Origin of the sequence: Saccharopolyspora dendranthemae (assembly GCF_007829955.1) — a bacterium.
GTDB lineage: Bacteria > Actinomycetota > Actinomycetes > Mycobacteriales > Pseudonocardiaceae > Saccharopolyspora > Saccharopolyspora dendranthemae.
On the sequence record NZ_VIWX01000001.1, the window covers coordinates 553,962 to 577,781 of the forward strand.

Consider the following 23,820-nt stretch of genomic DNA (forward strand, 5'->3'; position numbering starts at 1 on the left):
TTGACTGGCTGTCAATAGATCCTGTTGGACCTGTCCTCATGTATACGGCTCTGTTCGGTTGGGTTCGCTGTCTTCGCGAACGATCGGGCGAAAGCTGTTGACATCTCGGCAACAGCGGTTCAGCGTGTCGACGCAGTAGGTGCGCCCAGGGTTCGCAACGGAGGGAACAGGCCGTGACCACAACCGAGCAGGTACACCGAGCCGTCGACGGCCTGACCATCCCGGGCCTGCTGCGCCGCAACGCGCAGGACTTCCCCGACCAGCCCGCGCTCACCAGCGGGATCGACCCCGACGCCGGCACCCTGACCTGGTCCCAGCTGCGCACCGAGGTCGCCGCGCTGACCACCGGGTTCACCGCTCTGGGCGTGCGACGCGGCGACCGCGTGCTGATCTCGATGTCCAAGCGGCCTGAGCACTGGGTGGTCGACCTCGCGGCGATCCACATCGGTGCGCTGCCCTGCACCACCTACGACACCCTGAGCACCGAGCAGATCCGCTTCGTCGCCCAGCACAGCAAGGCGACGGTCCTGGTGCTGGAGGGCGAGGAGCAGCTGCGCCGCTGGCGCCCGGTGCTCGGCGAGCTGCCCCACCTGCGGACCGTCGTGACCGTGGACCCGGACATCACCCCCGACCCGAGCTTCGTCGACTACGCCGACCTCCGCGGTGAACCTCCGCACCCCGACGCCGCTTTCGAGAAGCTCGTCGACCAGGCCGATCCGGACTCGCCGCTGACCGTCGTCTACACCTCCGGCACCACCGGCGACCCCAAGGGCGTCGTGCTCACGCATCGCAACGTCATCCACGAGTCGCTGATGCAGGATCACCTCGTCCACGTCCCCGAGCACCCGCGGTCGGTCGCCTACCTGCCGCTGGCGCACATCGCCGAGCGCGTGCTGGGCATCTACATGCCGATCTGCAACGCCGGCCACGTCACCCTCTGCGAGGACCAGGCCCAGCTGCTGCCGACGCTGGCTTCGGTGCGCCCCCACGGCTTCTTCGGCGTTCCCCGGGTGTGGGAGAAGCTCGCCGCGGGCCTGCGGGCGAAGCTGGCCGCGCTCCCGGCGGATCAGGCCGGGGCGATCGAGCAGGCGCGCGAGATCGCGCTGGAGGTCTTCCGGCTGCGATCAGCGGGCGAGGCGGTTCCGGCCGAGCTGGCGCAGCGCTACGAGCAGGTCGACGAAGCGGCACTGCGACCGATCCGCGCGGCCATCGGGCTCGAGGACTGCCACCGCGCGTTCAGCGGCGCCGCCCCGATCCCCACGAGTGCGCTGGAATTCCTGGCGAGCATCGGGCTCGCCGTCTACGAGGTGTGGGGGCTCAGCGAGACGACCGGCGCGGCGACGGTGAGCACCCCGGAGGTCTTCGCGCTCGGCGCGGTCGGGCGGCCGGGCCCCGGCATGGAGGTCCGCGTGGCCGAGGACGGCGAGCTGCTGGTGCGCGGCCCGGTGGTCTTCGCGGGCTACCTGCAGGAGGACGGCGCGATCGACCCGGCCACCGACGCCGAGGGGTGGCTGCCCACCGGCGACATCGGGGCGCTGGACGAGCGCGGCATCGTGCGGATCACCGACCGCAAGAAGGAGATCATCATCACCGCGGGTGGCAAGAACATCGCGCCCACCAAGGTCGAATCGCTGCTGCGGGCGCACCCGCTCGTCGGCCAGGCCGTGGCGATCGGCGACGAGCGCCGCTACGTGACCGCGCTGCTGGTGCTCGACGAGGACGCCGCTCCCGGGTGGGCCAAGTCCCACGGCGTCGACACGACCGATCTCCGGGAGCTCGCCGCCCACCCCGAGGTGCGCAGCGCTCTGGAGGAAGCGGTGGCGCGGGCCAACCAGGCGCTGGCCCGGGTCGAGCAGGTCAAGACCTTCCGGGTTCTCGCGGGTCCGTGGAGCGCCGAGTCCGGCGAGCTCACGCCCAAGCTCAGCCTCCGCCGGAAGGTGATCGCCGAGCGTTACGCGGACACCGTCGAAGGGATGTACCGGTGAGATATTGGCAGCCGGACAACACCGCACATCCCGGCCGCGACCAGCACCGCTGGCCGCGTCAACAAGACGCTTGCGGTACCTTGTTGACACACGAACGGTCATCGGTGAGGAGTCGGCATGAACGCCCAGCGCCCGGTCCAGCGGCGACGGATGGAGCCCGACGCGCGGCGCGCCGAGATCCTGGCGGTGGCCCGCAAGCTGTTCGGCAGGGGCAGCTTCTCGACGGTGTCCACTTCGGACATCGCGGCCGAGGCGGGCGTGGCGCGAGCGCTGATCAACCACTACTTCGGCAGCAAGCGCGAACTCTACCTGGAGGTCGTGCGGCAGATGATGGTCATCCCGGCGTCGGTCTCCGAGCGGCTGCCCCCGACGACCGCCGAGGAGCGGCTGTCGATCTGCGTGGACCGCTGGCTGGACGTCGTCGAGCGGAACCGGGACATGTGGTTGTCGGCGATCGGCTCGGAGGCGATCGGCCACGACGACGAGGTCGAGCGGATCATGCTGGAGGCCGACGAGATCGCGACCGATCGGGTGCTGGAGGCCGCGATGATGGCCGACGTCACCGAGGGTCGCGAGAAGCTGCGGGCGATGATCCGGGCGCAGAGCGCCATGCTCAAGGCCGCGTCCCGGGAGTGGCTGGTGCGCGGCAGCCTCAGCCGCAGCGATCTGCACGTGATGCTGACCCGCTCGGTGCTGCACCTGGTGAACGTGGTGTTCCCCGCCGTTCGCGACAGCTGACCCGGAACCCGCTCTCCGGCAGCAGTTCTCGTGCGCGCGTGACGTCTCCCCGATCGGGGAGCAGCGGATGAGCCGAACTCCCGGTCCCGTCGTGGACGCGCTGCTGCAAGCGGGGCTGCTGCTGGACTTCGGCGCGAGGACGGTCGCGGCCACCGCCCGCGTGCTCGCCCGCGCGCGGCTCGCCTGGCGGGAGTGCCTGCACCAGGTCCACTTCCTGGCCGTGGTCACCACGCTCCCGTCGCTGCTGGTGACGATCCCGCTGGGCGTTGTGGTGGCGCTCAACGTGGGGTCGCTGGCCAGTCAGATCGGCGCCGAGGGCTACGGCGGGGCGGTGGTCGCCTTCGTCGTGGTCGGGCAGGCCGCTCCCCTGGTGTGCGCGCTGATGATCGCCGGGATCGGCGGATCGGCGATGTGCGCCGACCTGGGCGCGCGCACGATCCGCGAGGAGATCGACGCGCTCGAGGTGATGGGCGTGCGCACGCTCGAACGCCTCGTGGTGCCGCGGGTGATCGCGGCCGTGGTGACCACGATGCTGCTGGCCTGCATCGTGATGCTGGTCGGCATCGCCACCACGTTCCTGTTCCAGGTCTCGGTCCTGGGCGCCTCGCCCGGCATGTTCCTGCAGACGCTGGTGCAGTACTCGCGCGTCTCGGACTTCGTGATGGCGCTGGTCAAAGCGGCGGCGTTCGCCGTGCTCACGGCGCTGGTGGCCTGTTTCAAGGGGATGACCGCCCAGGGCGGGCCGGGCGGGGTGGCCAACGCCGTGAACGAGGCCGTGGTGATCTGCTTCGTGTGCGTGTTCATCGCCAACACGGCCCTCACCGAGCTCTACCCCGTCCTGGTCCCGGCGAAGGGTGAGTTCTGATGCTCGCCGCGCCGTCCCGGATCGCCTCGTCGGTCGTGAGCAACCTGGCGCTGATCGGGCTGCACGTGACCTTCTACGTCCGCGCGATCGCGGGCGTCCCGGCCGTTCTGGTGCGCTACCCCAAGCACATCGTGCGGCTGGTGACCGAGATCAGCTTCGGCTCGGCGTCGCTGCTGGCCGGTGGCGGGACGGTCGGCGTGGTCTTCGCGATGTCGTTCGTCTCCAGCACGCAGGTCGGCCTGGAGGGCTACCGAGGCCTCGACCTGCTGGGCATGTCACCGATGACCGGGCTGATGGGCGCACTGGTCAACACCCGCGAGATCGCGCCGATCGTGGCCAGCATCGCGCTCGCGGCGAAGGTCGGGACCGGTTTCACCGCGCAGCTGGGCACCATGCGGGTCGCGGAGGAGATCGACGCGCTGGAATCGCTGGCGATCCCGTCGCTGCGCTACCTGGTCAGCACCCGGATGGCCGCGGCGTTCATCTCGGTGATCCCGCTGTACCTGGTGGGGTTGTTCGCCTCGTACATGGCCACCGGATTCGCCATCGTCTACCTCAACGGCGACTCCCCCGGCACCTACAACGCCTACTTCCACCTGGCGCTCACCCCGACCGACGTGCTGTTCTCGCTGGTCAAGGCAGTGGTGTTCGCGCTGATCGTGACCTTGATCCACTGCGCGCACGGCTACTACGCGACCGGCGGCCCGGAGGGCGTCGGCAAGGCGGCCGGGCGTGCGCTGCGCACCAGCATCGTGGCGATCACGGTGGTCGACGTGCTGCTGAGCCTGCTGTTCTGGGGCGTGCGGCCCTCGCTGCCGGCGCTGGGGTTGTGAGCCGATGGCACGCAGGAGCGAACGGGCGTCCCTGGCCTTGCGCGGAGCTGCGGCGATCGCGGTCCTGGCTCTCGGCGCGGTGGCCGCCGTCGCGGGCAGTGCCGGGATGTTCCGGTCCGAACCGGAGGTGACGACGACGCTGCCCGCCGCGGCAGGACCGATCCGGGAGAGCACCCCGGTGCAGTTCCGCGGCATCGAGGTCGGGACGCTCGCGGAGGTCGAACCGGACGACGGCGGTGCGCGGCTGACCCTGCGGCTCGACCCGGAGCGGATCAGCGAGATCCCGGCCGACGTCGTGGTCAGGCTGCTTCCCCGAACCCTGTTCGGCAACCAGTACCTCGACCTCGCCGGACCCGAGAGGCGCAGCGGCGCAAGGCTCGTGGCGGGGGCGGAACTCGCCCCGGACACCTCGCGGCCCACCGCGCAGCTCTACACCACCTACACGCGGATGTACCAGCTGCTCGACGCGCTGGAACCCGCGCAGCTGCAGGTGGCCCTGACGGCTGTGGCAGACTCGCTGCGGGGGCGCGGGGCGCGGCTGGGCGGGATGATCGACGACAGCGCCGCGCTGATGGACGAGGCCGCGCCCGTCCTGGACGGCCTCGGAGCCGACCTGCGGACGATGGCCGCGGTCAGCGACGATCTGCGGGCCGCTGCCCCGGATCTCGTCCGGACGCTGGACAACGCGGTCGCGCTGTCGGCGGTGGTGGTCCAGGAGCGGGAGAACATCGGTTCGCTGCTCTCCGGCGGCATCGAGGCCACCGACCGGGCCCAGCGCTTCCTCGACGCCAACGGCGATCGGGCCGTGCAGCTGGTGCGCACCGCCGACCCGATCACCGACATCCTGAACGCGAATCCGGGCGCGCTCGGCGACGCCAAGGCGGGCGTCGACGCCTTCCTGGACGGCGCGAACCGCGCGTTCTCCACGGGGTTCTTCAAGATCCGCGCGAAGGCGAGCCTGGAGAGCCCGCACCCCTACGACGCGCGGGACTGCCCGCGCTACGGCGCGCTGCGCGGCCCGAACTGCGCGGCGGCCGACGCCGGCCCGATCGGTCCCGTCGGCTCGCCGCAGGAGGACGAGGTCCTGCGGCGGCTCGCTCCGCTGCTGCCCGCGCCGGAGGGCGCGCCGCCGGCTCCCCCGTCGCCGGACCTGCTCGGGTGATGCTCGGCCCGGTGGTGCGCGGCTCGGAGGTGATGACGCCGTGAAGCGCGTGCCGTGGATCAGGCTCGCAGGGTTCGTGGTCGTCTCGCTGCTGTGCGGGACCGTCGTGATCAACACCATCGGCAACCCGGTCCTCGGCTCGACCCGGCAGTACCGCGCGGTGTTCACCAACGCCGAGGGGCTGATCCCGGGCAGCGACGTGATGGTCGCGGGCGTGCGCGTCGGCAAGGTCAGCGAGGTCGCGCTCGACGACGGGCTCGCCCGGGTGTCCTTCGAGCTCGCCGCCGACCAGCGGATCCCGTCGGGTGGCGTGGCGGCGGTGCGCTACGCGGACATGCTCGGCGGCCGATTCCTGTCGCTCGCACCCGGTTCGGGCGGGCCGCCGCTGACCGAGGGCGCGGAGATCCCGCTGGAGCGGACGCGTCCGCCGCTGGATCTCACGGCTCTGCTCAACGGGTTCAAGCCGCTGTTCGAGGCGATCGATCCGCAGCAGGTGAACCAGCTGGCGGGTGAGATCGTCGCGGTCTTCGACGGCGAGCGCGGGACGATCACCGACCTGCTGGCCAAGGTCGTCGCGGTCACCTCCGCGCTCGCCGAGCAGGACCAGGTCATCGGGCAGGTGGTGGACAACCTCAACACCGTGCTGGGCACGCTGCACCAGAACCGCGAGCAGATGCGCGGCCTGATCTCCGGGCTCTCGCAGCTGACCTCGGCGGCGGCGCAGCAGGCCCCGCAGATCGCCGAATCGGTGGACAGCGGTGCGGCGCTGGCGGGTTCGCTGAACGACGTGCTCGGCGACATCGGCCCGGGCCTGTCGCACGACGTGCGCTCGATGCAGCGGATCAGCGCCGCGATGGTGCGCGACCAGCAGCGCTTCGCCACCGCCGCGCACGAGCTGCCCGGCTTCCTCACCTCGCTCAACCGGGCCGGCGGGTACGGGTCGTGGGTCAACGTCTACATCTGCAACCTCAGCGTCACGGCCGGCGGATTGGGCGTGAACCTGGGCGCGGGACCGCACACGGAGGTGTGCCGATGACTCAGGTGCTGCCGGGCAAGGCGCTGCGCAACGGCACGATCGCCGCGATCACGGCCGCCGCGCTGCTGCTGGCCGCGGTCCTGGTGCCGCAGCTGGCCTTTCGCGCCCGGACCGACGAGCACGTCGCGGAGTTCGCCAACGCCGCCGGGCTGACCACCGGCACGCCGGTCAGCGTCGCCGGGGTCCCCGCCGGGAGGGTGACCGGCGTGGAGCTGGCGGGCGACCGGGTGCTGGTGACCTTCCGGGTCGACGCGGGGCAGCGGCTGGGGACCGGCACGCGCGCCGGGATCAAGATCCGCACCGTGCTCGGGACCCGCTACCTCCAGGTCGAACCGGCCGGGCCGGGCGAGCTGGACGGCCCGATCCCGCTGGAGCGCACCGCGGTTCCCTACAGCCTCGACGAGATCAGCCGGGGCGCCACCGCCACCACCGCGGGTCTGGACGCCGACCAGCTGCAGCGGATGATCAGCACCCTGCGCCAGGCTGCTCCGGCCGATCCGCGGCTCACCGGCGACGCGCTGGCCGGGATCAGCGACGCGGCGCAGGTCCTCGGCCAGCGCGGCGAGCAGATCGACGCACTGCTGCGCGGCACCCAGTCGCTGACCGCCACGCTGCTCGACGAGCAGCGCTCGCTGGTCACCATGCTCGGCGACGCCCGCCTGATCGCCGGGGTGCTCGACCAGCGGCGCGCCACGCTGCGGCAGCTGATCACCGACCTCGACGGCATCACCGCGCAGCTCGACGGTCTCCTGCGCGACAACCGCGAGGTCATCGACCCGCTGCTGACCGACCTGCACACCATCACCGACGCGCTGGAGCGCAGCGACCGCGACATCGCCGAGAGCCTGCGCCAGCTGGGTCCCGCGAGCCGCTACGTCACCAACGCGTCCGGGAACGGTCCGTGGGGCGATGTTTCGGCGCCGCTCGGTCCCGTCCCGGACAACGTCCTGTGCGTCGCGGGGCTGCTCGAGGGGTGCCGATGAACACCGCGACGAAGATCGCCGCCGCCGCGTGCCTGCTCGCGGCGCTGGCCACCACGGGCTGGTACGGACTGCTGCGTCCGCACCAGACCCTGGCCGTGTCAGCGGATTTCGCGTTCGCCGACGGCATCTACCCCGGAAACCGGGTCGCGATCCTCGGGGTTCCGGTCGGCACCGTGCGGTCTGTGCAGCCCTCCGGAACCGCGGTGGAGGTGACGATGGACCTGCCGCCGGACACCGAGATCCCCGGCGACGCCCACGCCTACATCGTCAGCCCGGCGGTGATCTCCGACCGCTACGTCGAGCTCGGCCCGGCCTACACCGGCGGCCCGAAGCTCGCCGACGGCGCATCGATCCCGTTGCAGCGCACGCATTCCCCGATCAAGTGGGACGAGCTCACCGGTTCGCTGGACACCCTGCTCAAGGCCCTCGGCCCGCAAGGCGGAGCACCGGGCGGGCTCGGCGAGCTGATGCGCGTCGGCGCGGACTCGCTGGACGGCCAGGGGCCCGCGATCCGGGAGGCGATCACCCACGTCAGCCAGGCGACCGAGGTGCTCGCCGACGGCAGCGGCGACATCAAGGCGGTGCTGGCCAACGTCGACCGGCTGCTCGCGCTGCTCGTCGAGCGGAAGTCCACAATAGACTCCATCGCGTCCAGCACCACCGGCCTCACCGCCGACTTCAACGCCCAGGGCCAGCAGATCGGCGACGCCCTGACCCGCCTGTCGTCGTCGCTGACGCAGGTCAACGACCTGATCCGGAACCACGGCGACCAGCTCACCGGCGACGTCGCGCAGCTCACCAGGCTGTCGCAGACGCTGTCGGACCACCAGCAGCAACTCGGCGAAACCCTCGACGTGCTGCCGTTGGGACTGGACAACCTGCAGCGCACCCTCGCCCCCGACGAGCGGATGCGGCTGCGGCTGGACGTGTCGACCAACCTCCGGCAGTTCGACACCACCGCCGCCCTGTGCGCACGGCTGCCGCTCCCGCTGTGCGACGGCCCCGGCATCGTCAACCCGATCCCCATTCCGATCCCCCTCCCGCTGCCCGGCGGCTCCACCGGAGGTGGCCGATGAGACGACGCGCGATCGCCGCGCTGCTCGCGGTGCTGACGACCTCGTCGTGCGGGCTGAACCTGCAGAACGCGGGAATCGGCACCGGCCTCGGCGTCCCGAGCAAGCACGTCACCGCCGTGTTCGCCGACGCGGGCAGGCTGCCGCTGGGCGGTGTCGTGCGTTCCGGGCAGGCCGAGGTCGGCCGGGTCACCGCCATCCGCACCCGCGACTTCCTGGCGCTCGTGGAGATGGACATCGACGCGGACCTCCCGCTGCCCAGCGGCACGTCCGCCCAGCTGCAGCTGGCGTCACCGCTCGGCGAGGCGTTCGTGATGCTGGACCGGCCGCCCGGCGGCCCCCAGCTGGCCGACGGCGCGGTCATCCCGATCGAGCGCACCACGCGCGGACCCGACATCGAGGACACCCTGGCGGCTGTGGGAACCGTGCTCAACGGTTCCGGTCTCGACCAGGCGCGCACCGTCGTCGGCGAGCTCAACACCGCCTTGCACGGCCGCGAGGACGATGTCCGCGACCTGCTGCACGAGCTGCAGTCGGTGCTGGGGTCGCTGCAACGGCACCGCGAGGACATCGACCAGATCATCACCTCGATGCACGCGGCCTCCGAGGAGCTGGCGCGCAACGAGCCGCTGCTGGAAGCGACGTTCACCGAGATCAAGCCCGGGATCGACGTGCTGCTGGCCGAGCGCGAGCGCTTCGGCCGGCTGCTGACCAACACCGCGTCGCTGAGCGCCAGCACCCACGAGCTCACCCGGCGCACCGCAGGCACCCTCACCCACGAGGTGCACCAGCTGCGCCCGGTCCTCGACGAGCTGCGCGGCTTCGACGGGGAGTTGGGGCGCACGCTCGACGGACTCGCCCACTTCTCGCGGCTGTTCCAGCAGGCCACGCCGGGTGACTACGTGCTGTTCAACGGAACCCTGGACGTGCCGGGCACTCTCGGCGAGATCGTCGCCCCGGGCGCCGCACCGCCCGCGCCACCGGGAGGGGGACCGCCGTGAAGCAGGACCGGTTGATGCTCGTGCAGATCGCCCTGTTCGTGCTGATCAGCATCGGCTGCACGCTCTACGTGGTGACCAACGTGGTGCGCCCGCACATGATCTCCGAACCGAACCACGTGTCCGTGCGGATGCCCGACAGCGCCGGCATCACACCGGATTCGCTGGTGACGTTCCGCGGCGTCGAGATCGGCGCCGTCACCGACGTGCGCATCGAGGACTCCGGGGTCAGCGTGCTGGTCTCGATCAACGCCTCGGCACGCATCCCCGCCTCCTCCCGGGCGGTGATCGCCCAGGACACCCCGATGGCGTTGCAGCACCTCGACCTGCGCGCGGACACCGACGCGGGCCCGTTCCTGCGCGACGGCAGCGTCATCGAGGCCGAGCGCACCACCCGCCCGCTGCCGCTGGAGACGCTGCTGACCGACTTCACCGCGATCGGCGACAGCATCGATCCGCGCGACGTCGACCGGCTCGGCGAGGCGCTGGCGACCGGCCTCAACGGCGCCGGTCCCGAGCTCACCCGGATCCTGGACAACACGGCCGAGCTGCTGCGCGCGACCCGCGAGAGCGTGCCGCAGCTGCGGCGGAGCCTCGACAACGGCCGCGCCTTCGTGGGCCCCGGCGGTGAGCAGGGCGACCGGCTGCGGGTGCTCGCCGCCAACCTCAGATCGCTGAGCGACCAGGCGCGCGGCCAGGAACCGCAGGTCCGGTCGCTGCTGGAGAACGCCCCCGAGGGGACTCGGCAGGTGGCGCGGCTGATGGCCGACAACGAGCCCGCGGTGACCGCGCTGCTCGGCAACCTCGTCACGACGGGCCAGATCGTCAGCGTCCGCGGACCGGCGATGCAGCACGCGCTGGTCACGCTGCCCGGAACCTTCGGGGGCCTGGGCGAGATCGTGCACGGAGACACCGCCGACTTCGACCTGGTGATCACCCAGGGGCCGGTGTGCGTCACGCCGACCGAGCGCCGCTCCCCCGCCGACGCAGAACCACGCGATCCGGCGCTGGACTGGCACTGCCCGGGCGACGATCCTCGGACGGGTCAGCGCGGCGCCGCCAACGCGCCCCGACCGATGGCCACCTACGACCCCGCGACCGGCGACACCGGTGCCGGGTTCCGACTCGGCACCTCCGGCGGGCAGAGCGACGTGCTCGGCTCCCGCTCCTGGTACTCGATCCCGTTGCAAGGAGTCCGATGATGACCGACACGACCACCCGGGCCGAACCGGACACCGCCGCGCCAGGACCGCTGCGCCGGAGCGCGAAAGCCCTGCGCAGGCCGCGAGTTCTGGTGACAGCGGTGGTCGCCGCGCTCCTGCTCGGCACCCTGGCCCTCACAGGCCTGCAGCTGCGCGAGCACGCCGCGGCGGAGTCGGCCGCCGCGTCCGCGAAGGAAGCCGCCCGGCGCTACGCGACGGACCTCTCCACCTACGACTACCAGCGGCTGGACCAGAACTTCGCCGCCGTCACCGCCAACGCGCACGGCCAGTTCGCCCAGCAGTACGAGCAGGTCAGCGCCAGCCTGACCGAGCTGATCCGGCAGAACCAGGCCATCTCGCGGGGAACCGTCCTCACCGCGGCCACCGTCGAGGCCGATCAGAACCGGGCGGTGATCGCCCTGTTCGTCGACCAGGAGATCACCAACAAGAACAACCCCGAGCCCCGCGTCGACCGGAACCGCATGCAGATGACCCTCGTCCACGAGGACGACCGCTGGCAGATCGAGGGAATTCAGCTCCTCTGATGCGTGCTCAGGACTCGGAGCGCTCGTGGGGCAGCAGTTCGCCCGCCGTGACCTCGAACGGCAGGTGGTTCCCCTCCGGCGGCAGCGGGCAGGTGGCGAGATCGGTGAAGGCGCAGGGCAGGTTGATCGCGCGGTTGAAGTCGAGCGTGACGGTGCCGTCGGCGGCCGGTTCGGCGGTGAGCACCGAGCGGTTCGCCGGGTAGGTGGTCACGCCGCTGGTGGCGTCGGTGAACAGGATGTTGAGTCCGCTCCCGGTCTTGCCGTTGAACGCCGTCAGCACGTGCTCGGTGCCGTTGCGCTCGAAGCGCACGAGACCGGGCGCCTGGTACACGTGACTCAGGCCGGGCGTGACGGCACCGACCGTGGTCGGCCGGGGCTCGGCGAACGGCTCGAAAGTGCCCGTCACCACCCATCCCGGGTCGGGCTGGTAGGCCGGAACTCCGCGGAAGTCGCGCAGCGCTTCGGCTTTCGGCGAATGCACCCGGATCAGGTAGCCGGACCGGCGCGCCACTTCGACTTCCACATCACCGGCCGACACCCGCGTGCCGGGCCCGCTGTTGACCAGCTCGAAGCGCTGCACCCCGGTGATCGGCTCGCCCTCGTGGAACAGCTCGGCGCCCTGCGGGTCGACGTAGGCGGCTTCGTCGTCCTGCCACCACACGCCCGGCGCTGCGGGGTAGGTGGCGGGAACGTCGGTCAGCCAGTCCAAGGAGACCAGGGCCAGCCAGCCGAAGGGGTCGGCGAGCTCGCGCTCCCGGTTGGCGTGCCAGTCCTGCCACTGCTCGGTGTACGTGCTCACGGCCCCTCCATCACGTCGCGTCGTCCCGGTCCGGCGGACGAGGACGCCTCACCGCGGGGACACCCTCGACGATACGACGCTGGAAGCAGGCCGGCGGCGCCGTCCACAGCGTGGAACCGCCCACGCGCAAGGCGACGGAGCCCCGCACCGCCGAGCAAACCGACCCTGAAACAGCTCCTCAGAGGCCGTAGGTCTTGCCGATGATGTCCCGCTGGATCTCGCTGGTCCCTCCGTAGACCGTCGACACCACGGTCGAGCGCAGCATCGACTCCATCCCGTACTCGGTGGCGTAGCCGTAGCCGCCGAGCATCTGCATCCCCTCCAGGGACACGTGCTTGGCGAGCTCGGTGCTCTTGAGCTTCACCATCGAGGCCTCCCGCGCGAAGATCCGGTCCGGCTCGCGGTCGATGGCACCGGCGACGTTGTAGAGCAGCAGTTGGGCGCACTCGATCTCGGTGGCCATGTCGGCGATGCGGTGCTTGAGGGCCTGGAACGACCCGATCGGCCGACCGAACTGCTCCCGCTGCTTGACGTAGTCCAGCGTGTCGTCGAAGGCCCGGCGGGCGGCGCCGACCATGCTCGCGCCCAGGATCATCCGCTCCAGGTTCAGGCCCGCCATCAGCTGCGCCCACGCCTGCCCGACGGTGCCGACCACCGCGGAGTCCGGCAGGAAGCAGTCGGTGAAGTACAGGTCGTTGACCTCGCGGCCGCCCATCGTCTCGATGCCGCTGATCTGCAGCCCTTCGACGTCCGTGGGCACCATGAACTGAGTGAGCCCGCGATGCTTGGAGTCCTCGGACGAGGTCCGCGCGATCAGCAGGACGTGGTCGGCGATGTGGGCGTTGGAGCACCAGGTCTTCTGCCCGTTGACCACCCAGCCGCCGTCGGTCCGCTCCGCGCGGCAGATCAGCGCGCCCACGTCGGACCCGGCACCGGGCTCGGACATCGACACCGCTTCGACGCGGCCGCGAGCGACCCCTTCGAGCACCGTGCGCTTCTGCTCCTGCGAGGCGAACTTCTCGTAGGCGGCCGCGGTGATGATGGTGGTCGCGAACCCGCTCATCGGCACTCGCCCGTAGGCGGTCTCCTCCAGGAACAGGCACAGCTCGGTCATGCCCTGACCGGCACCGCCGTACTCCTCGGGCAGGGAGATGCCCAGCCACCCCAGGTCGGCCAGCTTGTTGTAGAGCTCCTGGTTGTGCGGCTCCTCGCCGCGAGCGGTCAGCTCGTCCCGCTGCTCCTGGGTGCCGCACTCGCGGCGGCAGAACTCCCCGACGGCGTCGACCAGGTCGCGCTGCTCATCGGTCAGGACTCTTGGCATGACGTGCCCTCCAGGCATGGCTGCGAGCGCGCGATCCGCGCCGCGCCCGCGTCATCCGGCGCGGCACAGCTCGCACGAGATGTACCTCCGCCGAGTCTGACCACACTGTTGGCAGTGTGTCAATAAATGCCTTGCCGGCGCTCTGCCATGATGCCCCGATTAGCAGCGTTGTCAGGATTTTCAGCTCTGTTGACCTGTGCACAACAAGGCGTTAGCTTCGAGACGTCGACGGTGTTGGGGAGGTACCCTGAAATGCGGCGCTTCGATCGCCTGAAGACGATCCTCGCTCTGGACCCCGAGCAGGACTGCGACGAGATCTACCGACTGCTGTCCCAGTACGAATTCCCCTGGGACTTCACGCGTTCACTCGAACTCGCCCTGTTCCGCACCTACGCGGTCCCGACGATCGGCCGGCTGCTCGACCGCACCGGCGAATTCACCCGGTGCACGCAGAAGCGCTACGACGACACGGTTCTGGTGCTCTACGAGATCCTGCTCGGCGACTCCGCGCGCGACCGGGAACAGGCGCTGGACCACCTCAACCAGATCCACTGGCGCTACCGGATCAGCAACGAGGACTACCTCTACACCCTGGCGACATTCGTGGTCATGCCGGTGCGCTGGATCAACGAGTTCGGCTGGCGCCGATTGCACCGCAACGAGATCCACGCGCTGACGCGAGTGTGGAGCCGAATGGGCGAGGGCATGCGCATCGAGGGGATCCCGGACACCTACGAGGATTTCGCGCGGTTGCTCGACGACTACGAGCGCGAGCGATTCGCCTTCGACGAGGGCGGCAAGCGCGTCGCCGAATCCACCATGAGCCTGTTCGGCTCGTGGTTCCCCCGGCCGCTCTCGTCGACCGTCAGCGACGCGACCCGCCTGCTCATGGACCCGCACCTGCTCGACGCGCTGCGGCTGCCCCGGCCGCCGCAGTTCGCGCGCGGAGCCGTGAAGCTGGCGCTCAAGGCGCGCGGCCAGCTCCTCCGCCTCGGCTCACCACCCCGCCCGGATTCCCGACCCGTCACTCCGAGGGCCGCCACCTACCCGGGCGGATACCGGATCCACGACCTGGGACCGGCTTCCTTCCACCGCAAGTCAGCACGACGCGACGCCCCGCCACCGATGTCGTGCCCCGTCTCCGCCGAACCCGAGGCCGCCACCTCTCCTCAGCTCAGCTGAGGAGACCCCGGATGGTCGAGGGGAGGTCGTCGCCGACGCTGTCGGCCGGATCGAAAGTCGGGTTGTAGCGGCCTTCGAGGCGGCTGACCCACCCGGTTCGAAGGCCCGCCCTCGTGGCTCCGTGGCAGTCCCACGCGTGTGCGGCGACGAGCGCCACGCGGTGCGGCTGAAGTCCCAACCACTCCGCGGCGTAGTGGTAAGCCCCGGGCGCGGGTTTCCAGATCCCGACGTCGGCACAGGACAACACCGCCTCGACGTGCTCGGACAGCCCGTTGTGGCCGAAGAATCCCCTGATCGTCTCGGCCGAGCCGGTCGTCAGGCCGATCACGCGCACTCCCGCCTCGCGGAGTTGTTCCAGCGCTGGGAGCACGTCGTCGTGGGCGGGAAACCGGTCCCACCCTCCGAGCACGTAATCCACCGTCGCCTGACCGTCCTGACCAGTGATGTCGCGCAACGCGGCGGCGCAAATCTCGTCGAAGCTGCGGTAGCCACCTGCGGCGGCGAGCGCCATGCCGTCGCGCACGGCCCGGTCGAACCACGCACCGAAGAGCTCGGCCGGATGGCCGCCTTCGGCCAGGCGCCCAGGCACCTCCTCCAGCGACATCAGGGTTTCGACGACGTCGAACGCGACAGCCTCGATCTCGGGCATGTCCCCTCCCAGGGTGAAACGGTCGTTCTAGTAGAACGACCGTTACCCTAGTGGTGTGATGACGAATCGGGCAACCCCGGCTCGCGACCGCCTGCTCGCGGCGGCGGATGAGCTGTTCTACGCGCGCGGCATCAACGCCACCGGCATCGACGCGATCGTCGAACGCGCCGGCGTGTCGCTCGCGACCTGCTACAAGCACTTCGGCGGCAAGGACAACCTGGTCACCGCCTACCTCGCCGAACGCGATGAGCAGTGGCGGGCCGACTGGGAAGCGGTCATCGCCGAGAGCGACGATCCCCTGCTGGCCCTGTTCGACGCCCTGGAGCGGTGGTGGACCACCACCGGCCACCGGCGCGGCTGCGCGCACGTGGACGCGACGGTGGAGCTCACCAACCCGGATCACCCCGCGCTCGCCGTGGTCGCCGAGCACAAGCGTCACCTGCTCGGCCGGCTCACCGAAATCGCTTCTGCCGAGGGGTTTTCAGCCCCCGCAGAACTCGCCGCAGACGTCCTCCTGATCTACGAGGGCACCCTCACCACACTCCTGCTGAACATCACCCCGGCCCCTTTCACGCAGGCCCGGCGCCTCGCCGCAGCACGCACCTCACGCTGACTGCACGACGCGGACTTTCGCTGAGACGGAACGCGTGCAGGGACGCGTCGTCAGGACTGCGACCAGACCGAGCGTGGTCATCGCGGCTCCGACCAACGCCAGCACCGCGCCGGAATGGGGGTGGGGGAAGTTTTCATGAAAACTTCCCCCACCCCCCAGTTTCAACCGCCACGCAGAACGACCACGGCCATCTCTCACGAGGTCTGGGCGCGCTTGAAGTCCTCCAGCCAGGCGTAGTTGGGTGCTGCGTGACCGTTCGGTTCGGGGCGCACGGTCGCGGAGGCGTAGATGCTGTTGAGCAGCCACGGGGTGCTCTTCTCGGTGAATTCGTTCTCGGACATCGCCGCGTCCTGGCCGATTCCGTAGGTGGCGACGGCGAGCTTCTCGGTGGCGCGGAACTTCGCCATCTGCTCGCTGAGGTAGTGCTTGTTGCCCTCGAACCAAGGACTTTCGCGCAGGAAGTCGTACCAGCGCTCCTTCGGGAAGGCCTCGTCCAGGGCGTTGCGGATGACCTGCCAGACCTCGGTGTCCGCCGGAACTTTGTACTTCTGGGCGTAGGCGGCCGGGATCTTCTCCTCGAGGTGGTCCCCCCACAGGTGCACCAGGGAGAACTCGGTGGCGAGGAACTTCTTGTCCCCGAGCCTGGGCAGGATGTAATCGAGGTACACCTGGGCACCGTCGGGCTTGTTGACGTGCGGGTGGATGTCGGTGCCCTCGATCTCGGGCGTCTCGCGGACGTACTTCATCCAGCGCTCGGTACCGCTGTGGATCCACTTGGGGTCGTCGAGGTAGTTCAGCGCGCCCATGTAGAGGACGGTCTTGCACCCGTCGGGGAATTTCTTCGTCCGGTAGTCGATCACGTGCTGCGCCACGGCCTCGTAGAAGTCGTTGATCGCGCCGTTGGTCCGATCGTCCTCCGGGCATTCGATGAACGGCTCGTTGCCGATGACGAGAAGGTCGACCTCGCCCATCACCTTGGTCAGCACTGCGTCGACCCTGGCCAGGTCCTTCTTCATCTCCTCGGTTCCCGGGCGAGGGATCGGTTCGTTCTTCTTCGGAAAGTAGGGGAACTTCAGCGACAACACGGCACCGTAGTCGCGGTTAACCGCCCCCAGCAGGGTATCGACCGCCAGGTGGCTGTTCGAGTCCTCCTTGTCCCCCTCGTCGAAGTCGGGCATCGCCGCGAAGCCGCGCACCCAGGTCGCCTCGGCCTGCTCAAGACCAGCCCAGGTCATGATCTTCGGGTCACCGTTGAAGTTCGCCCCGAGAACTCCGTTGGGAGGGCTCAACCGAGCGGCGCTCGGAGCCGCGTTCACCATCGGCCGCATGCCGCAGGACGCAGCACCGAGAGCGGCAGCGCCGGCCGCTGCCGACAATTGGATCAGTCGTCGTCGCGAAAAGGAATTCATGAGTCCACATCTACTCGAGGTGCAGTTCTGCCGCCCCGTGTTGCAAAAAGCGGCACCTGATCGGCGCCACCTCGACTTGACGAACGAAATCCGCCGAAGCAGGATTCCCGATCACCATCCGAAAGCGGACACGGGAGATGACTCGGGTGAAACTGCATCGTTCAAGCAGCGTGCTGGGCGCCGCGCTGGTGGTCACCGCGGCCGCGCTCGTGCCCGTCGCAGGCGCCGCCCCGGCGAAGCCACCTTCGCACTGCGCGAGCGACGCCACGTGGGAGCTGTCGACCGACCGGTTCGACCCCGCCTACACCGCGCACGCCTTCGTCGGCAACGGCTACCTGTCGCAGCGCGTCCCACCGACCGGCGCCGGCTACGCGGCCACCGGCGAGAAGACCGGTTTCCCACTCGAAACTCCCCGATACGACGGGGCTTTCGTGACCGGCTTCTACGGCGAGGGGCCGAGTTCGCAGAGCGACGTCCCGCGGCACGCGATCGCAGCAATCCCCACCTGGTCGTCGCTGACCGTCCGCGCCGGTGAGCACACCTTCACCCCGCAGACCCCGCCCGAGCAGATCTCGCACTTCCGACAGGCGCTCAACGTGCAGTGCGGCGTGCTGTCGACGTCGCTGACCTGGACCACCCCCGACGGCAAGGCCACCGACCTCGCCTTCGACGTGGTGGCCGACCGGACCAACCCGCACGTCGGAGCCGTCCGCGCACGGGTGACGCCGCGCTGGTCCGGGCAGGCCGAGGTGGCCGGCGCGATCGAGGGCGCGGGCGCGCGCCGGATGCACCCGACCGCGGGCAAGGCCGAGGGCGAGACCGTGCGAGTCGGCTTCGAGACCGACGGCGTCGGCGCGCGGGGCACCGTGGCCTCGACGCTGAGCGCACCCGACGACGTGCGCGGCGCCCCCGAGCAGCGGGTGGACGGGCTCGACGCCGAGCAGAAGTACCGGTTCGACGCCCGGAGCGGCAAGACCTACGAGTTCGGCAAGTTCGTCGGCGTCGACACGTCGACCACCACTCCGGACCACGAAGCCGGTGCCGTGCGGGCGTCTCAGGAGGCCGCCGACCGCGGCTGGGACGACCTCCTCAACGCGCACGTCCAGGCGTGGAAGCGCTTGTGGGAGAGCGACATCCGCGTCCCCGACCGCCCGGATCTGCAGCGGTCGTTGCGGTCGAGCAAGTACGCGATCCTCTCCAGCATCCGCGAGGGCCAGGACACCAGCGTCGCTCCCGCCGGGCTGAGCAGCGACAACTACGCCGGGCTGAACTTCTGGGACACCGAGCTGTGGATGTACCCGAGCCTGCTGCTGCAGCACCCGGACATCGCCAAGTCGGTCGTCGCCTACCGCGAGAAGACGCTGCCCGCCGCGCGCGAGAACGCCCGCTCGATCGGCCAGCAGGGCGCCTTCTACCCGTGGACCAGCGCCGACAGCGGCGACCTGCAGAAGGACTGCCACAGCTGGGACCCGCCGCACTGCCTGACCCAGAACCACCTGCAGAGCGACATCGCGCTGTCCACCTGGCAGTACTACCTGGCCACCGGGGACGAGGCGTGGCTGCGCGAGCACGGCTGGCCGGTGCTGCGCGGCGTCGCCGAGTACTGGGCGGGCCGGGTGACCCCGAACCCCGACGGCAGCGTGTCGATCAACAACGTCGCGGGCCCCGACGAGTACAGCAACGGGGTCAACGACGGCGTGTTCACCAACGCGGGCGCGGCCACCGCCCTGCGCCACGCCACCGAAGCCGCCCGGGTCCTCGGCGAGCCCGCTCCGCCGGAGTGGAACGCCATCGCCGACAAGGTGCGGATGCCCTTCGACCAGCAGGCCCAGGTGTTCCGGCAGTACGACGGCTACGCGGGCCAGCGCATCAAGCAGGCCGACGCGGTCCTGCTGCAGTACCCGCTGGAATGGCCCATGCCGCCCGAGGTCGCCAGGAACACGCTCGACTACTACGCGGCGCGCACCGACCCGGACGGGCCCGCGATGACCGACTCGGCGCACGCCATCGACGCCGCCGCCGGCGGCGAGCCCGGCTGCGCGACCAACACCTACCTCGACCGGTCCATCCGCCCGTTCGAGAAGGACCCGTTCGCCCAGTTCTCCGAGGCGCGCGGTGAACGCGCCGGGGAAGGCGCAGGCGCGCCGACGTTCAACTTCCTCACCGGAGCGGGTGGCTACACGCAGGTCTTCACCCACGGGCTGACGGGGATGCGGTGGCGCGGCGACCGGGTCGTCCTCGATCCCGTGCTACCGCCGCAGCTGGGCAGCGGTGTCGAGCTGACCGGGCTGAAGTGGCAGGGCCGCACGTTCGACGTTCGCATCGGATCCGACCAGACGACGGTGATCCAGCGCAGCGGTGAGCCGTTCACGGTGCAGGACCCGCAGGGCGAGCACGTGGTCAGCGAGCAGCAGCCGCTGATGCTCAAGACCCGCAGGCCGGACCTGGCGCCGACCGACAACCTGGCCCGGTGCAAGCCGGCGGAGGCCAGCAGCGAGGAACCGGGGCGCTACGCCGAAGCCGCGGTCGACGGCAACGCGTCCACGCCGTGGCACCTCAACGGCCCGCAGGGCTCGGCGACGGTCGACCTCGGTGCCGCGCAACCGATCTCGCGGATCACCCCGCACTTCAGCGAGATCGCGCCCAGCGCGTACCGCCTGTTGACCTCGGTCGACGGCAGGACGTTCACCGAAGTCCCGGCGGAACTGCCGGAGGGCCACATCGCCCGCTACGTGCGCGTCGAGCTCACCGGCCCCGAGGGCCCGGAGCACACCGGCGTCACAGAACTCGAAGTCCGCTAAACCGGCCAGAAGAAGACACGGAGAACTGGACACCCGCTAGCGGAACCACAACCCCGCCCCGAGAGCCCTGAGGCACGGAAACCACCGAGCCAAGAGCCTCCCGGGGCGGGGTTCCACAAAGGCTTCACCCTAACGAGATCCCACCAAATCCCAGTTTTAGTCCAAACCGAGGACGCGGGTTCAAGCGGTCGTTGCAACTCCTGTTGTGTTGTAGGGAGTGTGCGCTGGTGGGTCGTCCGGTGGAGCCGCGTGAGGTGCGGGTGGTGTTTTGGGCTGGGGTGCGTGGTGGGTTGTCGTTGGGGGCGGCCAGTGCTGTGGCGGGTGTGTCGTTGACGTCGGGTAAGCGGTGGTTCACCCAGGCTGGCGGGGTGGTGGGTAATGGTGTGGGTGAGTGTTCGGGTCGGTTTTTGTCGTGTGCCGAGCGGGAGGAGATTGCCGTCCTGCGTGCGCAGGGGCATAGCCGGGCCGAGATCGCTCGCCGGTTGGGGCGGCATCGGTCCACGATCGGTCGTGAGCTGGACCGCAACACCACTGGTGAGCGTGGGTATCGGGCCAGTACCGCCCAGAGCGCGAGTCAGCGGCGTGCGCGGCGTCCGAAGACCGCGAAACTGGCTGCCGACACCGAGTTACGCGACCACGTTCAGCAGCGGCTGCGGCAGTGTTGGTCTCCGGAACAGATCAGTGCCAGGCTCGCCGAGGAGTTTCCCGACCGACCGGAGAAGCGGGTGTCGCACGAGTCGATCTATCAGTCTCTGTATGTGCAGGGCAGGGGCGCATTGCGCCGGGAGTTGGCCACGTGTCTGCGGACCGGCCGGGCGTTGCGCCGGCCACGGCGGATGCCCGATGCCCGGCGGGAACGCGTCGGCCGCATCCCCGACATGATCAGTATTTCCGAGCGGCCCGCGGAGGCCACCGACCGCGCGGTGCCCGGACATTGGGAAGGCGACCTGATCGCCGGTCAGGACAACGGCTCGGTGATCGGCACCCTGGTTGAGCGCTCCACCCGGTTCTGCATGCTGCTACACCTGCCCGAAGGCAAGGACGCTGAGCACGTCAAAAACCAGATGATCACCGCCATCCACACCCTGCCCACCCACTTGCGCAGGTCTCTGACCTGGGACCAGGGCAGCGAAATGGCCAGGCACACCGACATCACCCTGGCCACAGACCTCGATATCTACTTCTGCGACCCCCACAGCCCCTGGCAACGCGGCACCAACGAAAACACCAACGGCCTGCTCCGCCAGTACTTCCCCAAAGGCACCGACCTCTCCCGGCACAGCCCCGAACACCTCGCCGACGTCGCCACCGAACTCAACGGCCGCCCCCGCAAAACACTCGCCTGGCGCACCCCCGCCGAAGCACTCCACCAACTACTGTCCACACCAAACCAAGTTGCAACCACCGGTTGAAACCGCCGGACCCTTCGCGCCCGAAATGTCGGCTCAGTTATGACTAAAACTGGGATCTGGTGAGGCGGTGGTCGTTGCTTCAGGTGTGGGACTCAGCTGGCACCGCCGCGGGTTCTCACACGCTGTCTGGCGAGTACGCCGCGACGCCGATGTCCACCCTGGGGTAAGCGGAAGACATCAGGAGTGGCGCACGGAGTCCAGACGGCGTGTGAGGTTCCGCTACCCGCACCGCCACGCAAAGTGATACTGCAATCACCCCTAAAACTGGGATTTGGGGACGTCGTCCGGACCTGGGCTGCAGTGGTTCAGGGGGTTCGCGCCGGCTTTCGGCCGTGGGTTGTGGTCACGCCGTGGAAGAACGCCGTCAGCTGCTCGTGAGCGTTGAGGGGCAGGACTGCGGCGACGTAGTGGTCCGGGCGGACCACCACCAGGACGCCGTCGCGGTTGAGGCTCCGGGCTTCGAAGATGTCGTCGGACGGGTCTGCCGCGTAGACCTTCTCGTAGTCGACGAGCTCGTACGGGCCGACTCTCGGCAGGTACGCCTCGGGCACGCGGCCGAGGTCGACCTCCGTGTGCGGCTGCTGGTAGACGACCTTGACGTCGAACCAGGCATCCGGGTCCACCGCGGCCGGCGTGTGAGCCACCACCGGTGAAGCGGGATCGGTCGAGACCCACTCGGCGAACTCGGCGGCCTTCGACCTCACACCCGGCGCCGGCCGGTCGGCGAAGACGTAGAGGCGCCAGCGCCCGTCCGCGCGGTGGTGGTGGCCGAGCTGCACGGGATTGCCGTCGCAGACCCGCCGCACCGGGTGCGACTTGAACCGCTTGCCGATCGGGAACCCCCCGGCCAGGTCCTGGTGCGCCGCCTCCGCCGTGATCATCGACGGCTCGTACTGCGTCATCAGACCGGCCGGGAACTCCGCCGTCTTGACGTAGAAGTCCTCGAGCTCGGTCGGGTCGGAGAGCTCCTCCGGCCTGGCGGCCATCAGCTTCGACCAGCGGCGGTCGAAGTCGATGAGGTTCTGGGCGATGACATGGCGTTCGGCGGAGTAGGTGTCCAGCAACGAGGGGTCGGCCCGCCCGTCCAGGACGTGCCCCACCTTCCAGGCGATGTTCCACCCGTCCTGCATGGAGACGTTCATGCCCTGGCCGGCCTTGGCGCTGTGGGTGTGGCAGGCGTCGCCGGTGATGAACACGCGCGGGTGCCGCACTCCGACGAGCTCGGCCGGCACGTCGTCGAACTTGTCGGTCAACCGGTGCCCGACCTCGTAGACGCTGCGCCAGGCGACGTGCTTCACCGTCACCTCGTAGGGGTGCATGATCCGGTTGGCTCGGGCCTCCACCTCGGCCTGGGTGGTGTGCCGGACCTCGCCGTGGTCGTCGTCGGTGGTCTCGCCGAGGTCGACGTACATCCGGAACAGGTGGTTGCCCTCGCGCGGGATGAGCAGGATGCTGCCGCCGTCGTGGGACTGGATGGCGCACTTGGTGCGGATGTCGGGGAAGTCGGTCTCCGCCAGCACGTCCATCACGCCCCACGCGTGGTTGGCCTGGTCGCCGACGAGCTCCCGGCCGATCGACTCCCGCACCCGGCTGCGCGCGCCGTCGCACCCGATCACGTAGCGGGCGCGCACCGTGCGCTCGGACCCCTCTTCGGGCTCGGCGGTTCGCGCCAGGCGCACGCTCACCCCGTCTTCGTCGACGTGCAGGTCCAGCACCTCCCACCCGTAATCCGGTTCCAGCCGTCCGGGAGCGTTGCGCGCGGACTCGGCGAAGTAGTCCAGCACGCGCGCCTGGTTGACGATCAGGTGCGGGAACTCGCTGATCCCGGACGGGTCGTCGGGTGTGCGGGCGGCGCGCACGATGTTCTCCGGGCGCGCGGGATCCGGCTTCCAGAAGGCCATCTCGGTGATCCGATAGGCCTCCTCGATGATGCGCGACGCGAACCCGAAGGCCTGGAACGTCTCGACGCTGCGAGCCTGGATGCCGTCGGCCTGACCCACTTCGAGGCGTCCCGGCCTGCGCTCGACGAGCCGCGTCGTGATGTCCGGGAACTGCGCCAGCTGCGCAGCGGCGATCATGCCGGCCGGGCCGCTGCCCACGATGAGAACGTCGACCTCGTCCGGCAGGTCCTCGGGGCGGTCGAGCCCCACGCCCGCAGCGGGCTGAACACGAGGATCACCGGAGACGTATCCGTGGTGGTGGAACTGCAACGAT

General features: G+C 69.9%; 20 protein-coding genes. 15 read left to right on the forward strand and 5 right to left on the reverse strand.

Annotated elements, in window-relative coordinates; genetic code table 11:
• Positions 1-173: 173 nt before the first annotated feature.
• The 11 genes from FHU35_RS02420 to FHU35_RS02470 all read left to right on the forward strand — a co-directional run bounded on the left by FHU35_RS02420 (position 174) and on the right by FHU35_RS02470 (position 11,420).
• The gene (locus tag FHU35_RS02420) at positions 174-1,985 is read left to right on the forward strand and encodes an AMP-dependent synthetase/ligase (protein WP_145736264.1); all 1,812 of its coding nucleotides are present in this window, start codon (positions 174-176) and stop codon (positions 1,983-1,985) included.
• A 117-nt stretch (positions 1,986-2,102) separates the two neighbouring features.
• On the forward strand, positions 2,103-2,723 hold the full coding sequence (locus tag FHU35_RS02425) for a TetR/AcrR family transcriptional regulator (RefSeq protein WP_222429263.1): 621 nt from the start codon (positions 2,103-2,105) through the stop codon (positions 2,721-2,723).
• Positions 2,724-2,790: 67 nt separating this feature from the next.
• Entirely contained in the window at positions 2,791-3,588 is a 798-nt protein-coding gene (locus tag FHU35_RS02430) for an MlaE family ABC transporter permease (RefSeq protein WP_145736265.1), read from the forward strand.
• Positions 3,588-4,421, forward strand: a complete 834-nt coding sequence (locus FHU35_RS02435; RefSeq protein WP_145736267.1) for an MlaE family ABC transporter permease — start codon at positions 3,588-3,590, stop codon at positions 4,419-4,421. Before FHU35_RS02430 ends, FHU35_RS02435 begins: the two co-directional genes overlap by 1 nt.
• Before the next feature lie 4 nt (positions 4,422-4,425).
• Positions 4,426-5,583, forward strand: coding sequence for an MCE family protein (locus tag FHU35_RS02440; RefSeq protein WP_246110026.1), 1,158 nt, complete (start codon positions 4,426-4,428; stop codon positions 5,581-5,583).
• A gap of 40 nt (positions 5,584-5,623) precedes the next feature.
• Positions 5,624-6,619: an MCE family protein gene (locus tag FHU35_RS02445; RefSeq protein WP_145736269.1), complete on the forward strand. Its 996-nt coding sequence runs from the start codon at positions 5,624-5,626 to the stop codon at positions 6,617-6,619.
• Positions 6,616-7,602, forward strand: coding sequence for an MCE family protein (locus tag FHU35_RS02450; protein ID WP_145736271.1), 987 nt, complete (start codon positions 6,616-6,618; stop codon positions 7,600-7,602). Before FHU35_RS02445 ends, FHU35_RS02450 begins: the two co-directional genes overlap by 4 nt.
• Positions 7,599-8,678: an MCE family protein gene (locus FHU35_RS02455; RefSeq protein ID WP_145736273.1), complete on the forward strand. Its 1,080-nt coding sequence runs from the start codon at positions 7,599-7,601 to the stop codon at positions 8,676-8,678. Before FHU35_RS02450 ends, FHU35_RS02455 begins: the two co-directional genes overlap by 4 nt.
• Positions 8,675-9,676: an MCE family protein gene (locus tag FHU35_RS02460; protein WP_145736275.1), complete on the forward strand. Its 1,002-nt coding sequence runs from the start codon at positions 8,675-8,677 to the stop codon at positions 9,674-9,676. The genes FHU35_RS02455 and FHU35_RS02460 overlap by 4 nt, the downstream gene beginning before the upstream one ends.
• Positions 9,673-10,875: an MCE family protein gene (locus tag FHU35_RS02465; RefSeq protein ID WP_145736277.1), complete on the forward strand. Its 1,203-nt coding sequence runs from the start codon at positions 9,673-9,675 to the stop codon at positions 10,873-10,875. The genes FHU35_RS02460 and FHU35_RS02465 overlap by 4 nt, the downstream gene beginning before the upstream one ends.
• Positions 10,875-11,420 (forward strand): hypothetical protein, encoded by a 546-nt coding sequence (locus FHU35_RS02470; RefSeq protein WP_145736279.1) that lies wholly within the window; start codon positions 10,875-10,877, stop codon positions 11,418-11,420. Before FHU35_RS02465 ends, FHU35_RS02470 begins: the two co-directional genes overlap by 1 nt.
• 7 nt (positions 11,421-11,427) lie before the next feature.
• Here FHU35_RS02470 and FHU35_RS02475 read toward each other — a convergent pair whose 3' ends face one another.
• Both FHU35_RS02475 and FHU35_RS02480 read right to left on the reverse strand, forming a co-directional pair.
• A complete protein-coding gene (locus tag FHU35_RS02475) occupies positions 11,428-12,219 on the reverse strand; it encodes a DUF1684 domain-containing protein (protein WP_145736280.1) in 792 nt (263 codons plus the stop codon).
• 178 nt (positions 12,220-12,397) lie between these two features.
• Positions 12,398-13,540, reverse strand: a complete 1,143-nt coding sequence (locus tag FHU35_RS02480; protein ID WP_145736282.1) for an acyl-CoA dehydrogenase family protein — start codon at positions 13,538-13,540, stop codon at positions 12,398-12,400.
• Positions 13,541-13,792: 252 nt separating this feature from the next.
• Between FHU35_RS02480 and FHU35_RS02485 the strand changes: the two genes are divergently transcribed.
• Positions 13,793-14,722: an oxygenase MpaB family protein gene (locus FHU35_RS02485; protein ID WP_145736285.1), complete on the forward strand. Its 930-nt coding sequence runs from the start codon at positions 13,793-13,795 to the stop codon at positions 14,720-14,722.
• Here the strand turns inward: FHU35_RS02485 and FHU35_RS02490 are convergent.
• Positions 14,715-15,371, reverse strand: a complete 657-nt coding sequence (locus tag FHU35_RS02490) for a haloacid dehalogenase type II (RefSeq protein ID WP_145736288.1) — start codon at positions 15,369-15,371, stop codon at positions 14,715-14,717. The two genes, FHU35_RS02485 and FHU35_RS02490, sit on opposite strands and share 8 nt — an antisense overlap.
• Positions 15,372-15,429: 58 nt before the next feature.
• Between FHU35_RS02490 and FHU35_RS02495 the strand changes: the two genes are divergently transcribed.
• Positions 15,430-15,984 (forward strand): TetR/AcrR family transcriptional regulator, encoded by a 555-nt coding sequence (locus tag FHU35_RS02495; protein WP_145736290.1) that lies wholly within the window; start codon positions 15,430-15,432, stop codon positions 15,982-15,984.
• 194 nt (positions 15,985-16,178) lie between these two features.
• Here FHU35_RS02495 and FHU35_RS02500 read toward each other — a convergent pair whose 3' ends face one another.
• On the reverse strand, positions 16,179-17,273 hold the full coding sequence (locus tag FHU35_RS02500; protein WP_246110027.1) for a hypothetical protein: 1,095 nt from the start codon (positions 17,271-17,273) through the stop codon (positions 16,179-16,181).
• Between the two features lie 266 nt (positions 17,274-17,539).
• Here FHU35_RS02500 and FHU35_RS02505 point away from each other — a divergent pair, with 266 nt between their 5' ends.
• Entirely contained in the window at positions 17,540-20,194 is a 2,655-nt protein-coding gene (locus tag FHU35_RS02505) for a glycosyl hydrolase family 65 domain-containing protein (protein ID WP_145736292.1), read from the forward strand.
• 191 nt (positions 20,195-20,385) lie between these two features.
• Positions 20,386-21,606 (forward strand): IS30 family transposase, encoded by a 1,221-nt coding sequence (locus FHU35_RS02510; RefSeq protein ID WP_186459227.1) that lies wholly within the window; start codon positions 20,386-20,388, stop codon positions 21,604-21,606.
• Positions 21,607-21,911: 305 nt separating this feature from the next.
• Here the strand turns inward: FHU35_RS02510 and FHU35_RS02515 are convergent, their stop codons facing one another.
• A complete protein-coding gene (locus FHU35_RS02515; RefSeq protein ID WP_145736293.1) occupies positions 21,912-23,816 on the reverse strand; it encodes an FAD-binding monooxygenase in 1,905 nt (634 codons plus the stop codon).
• Positions 23,817-23,820 lie beyond the last annotated feature (4 nt).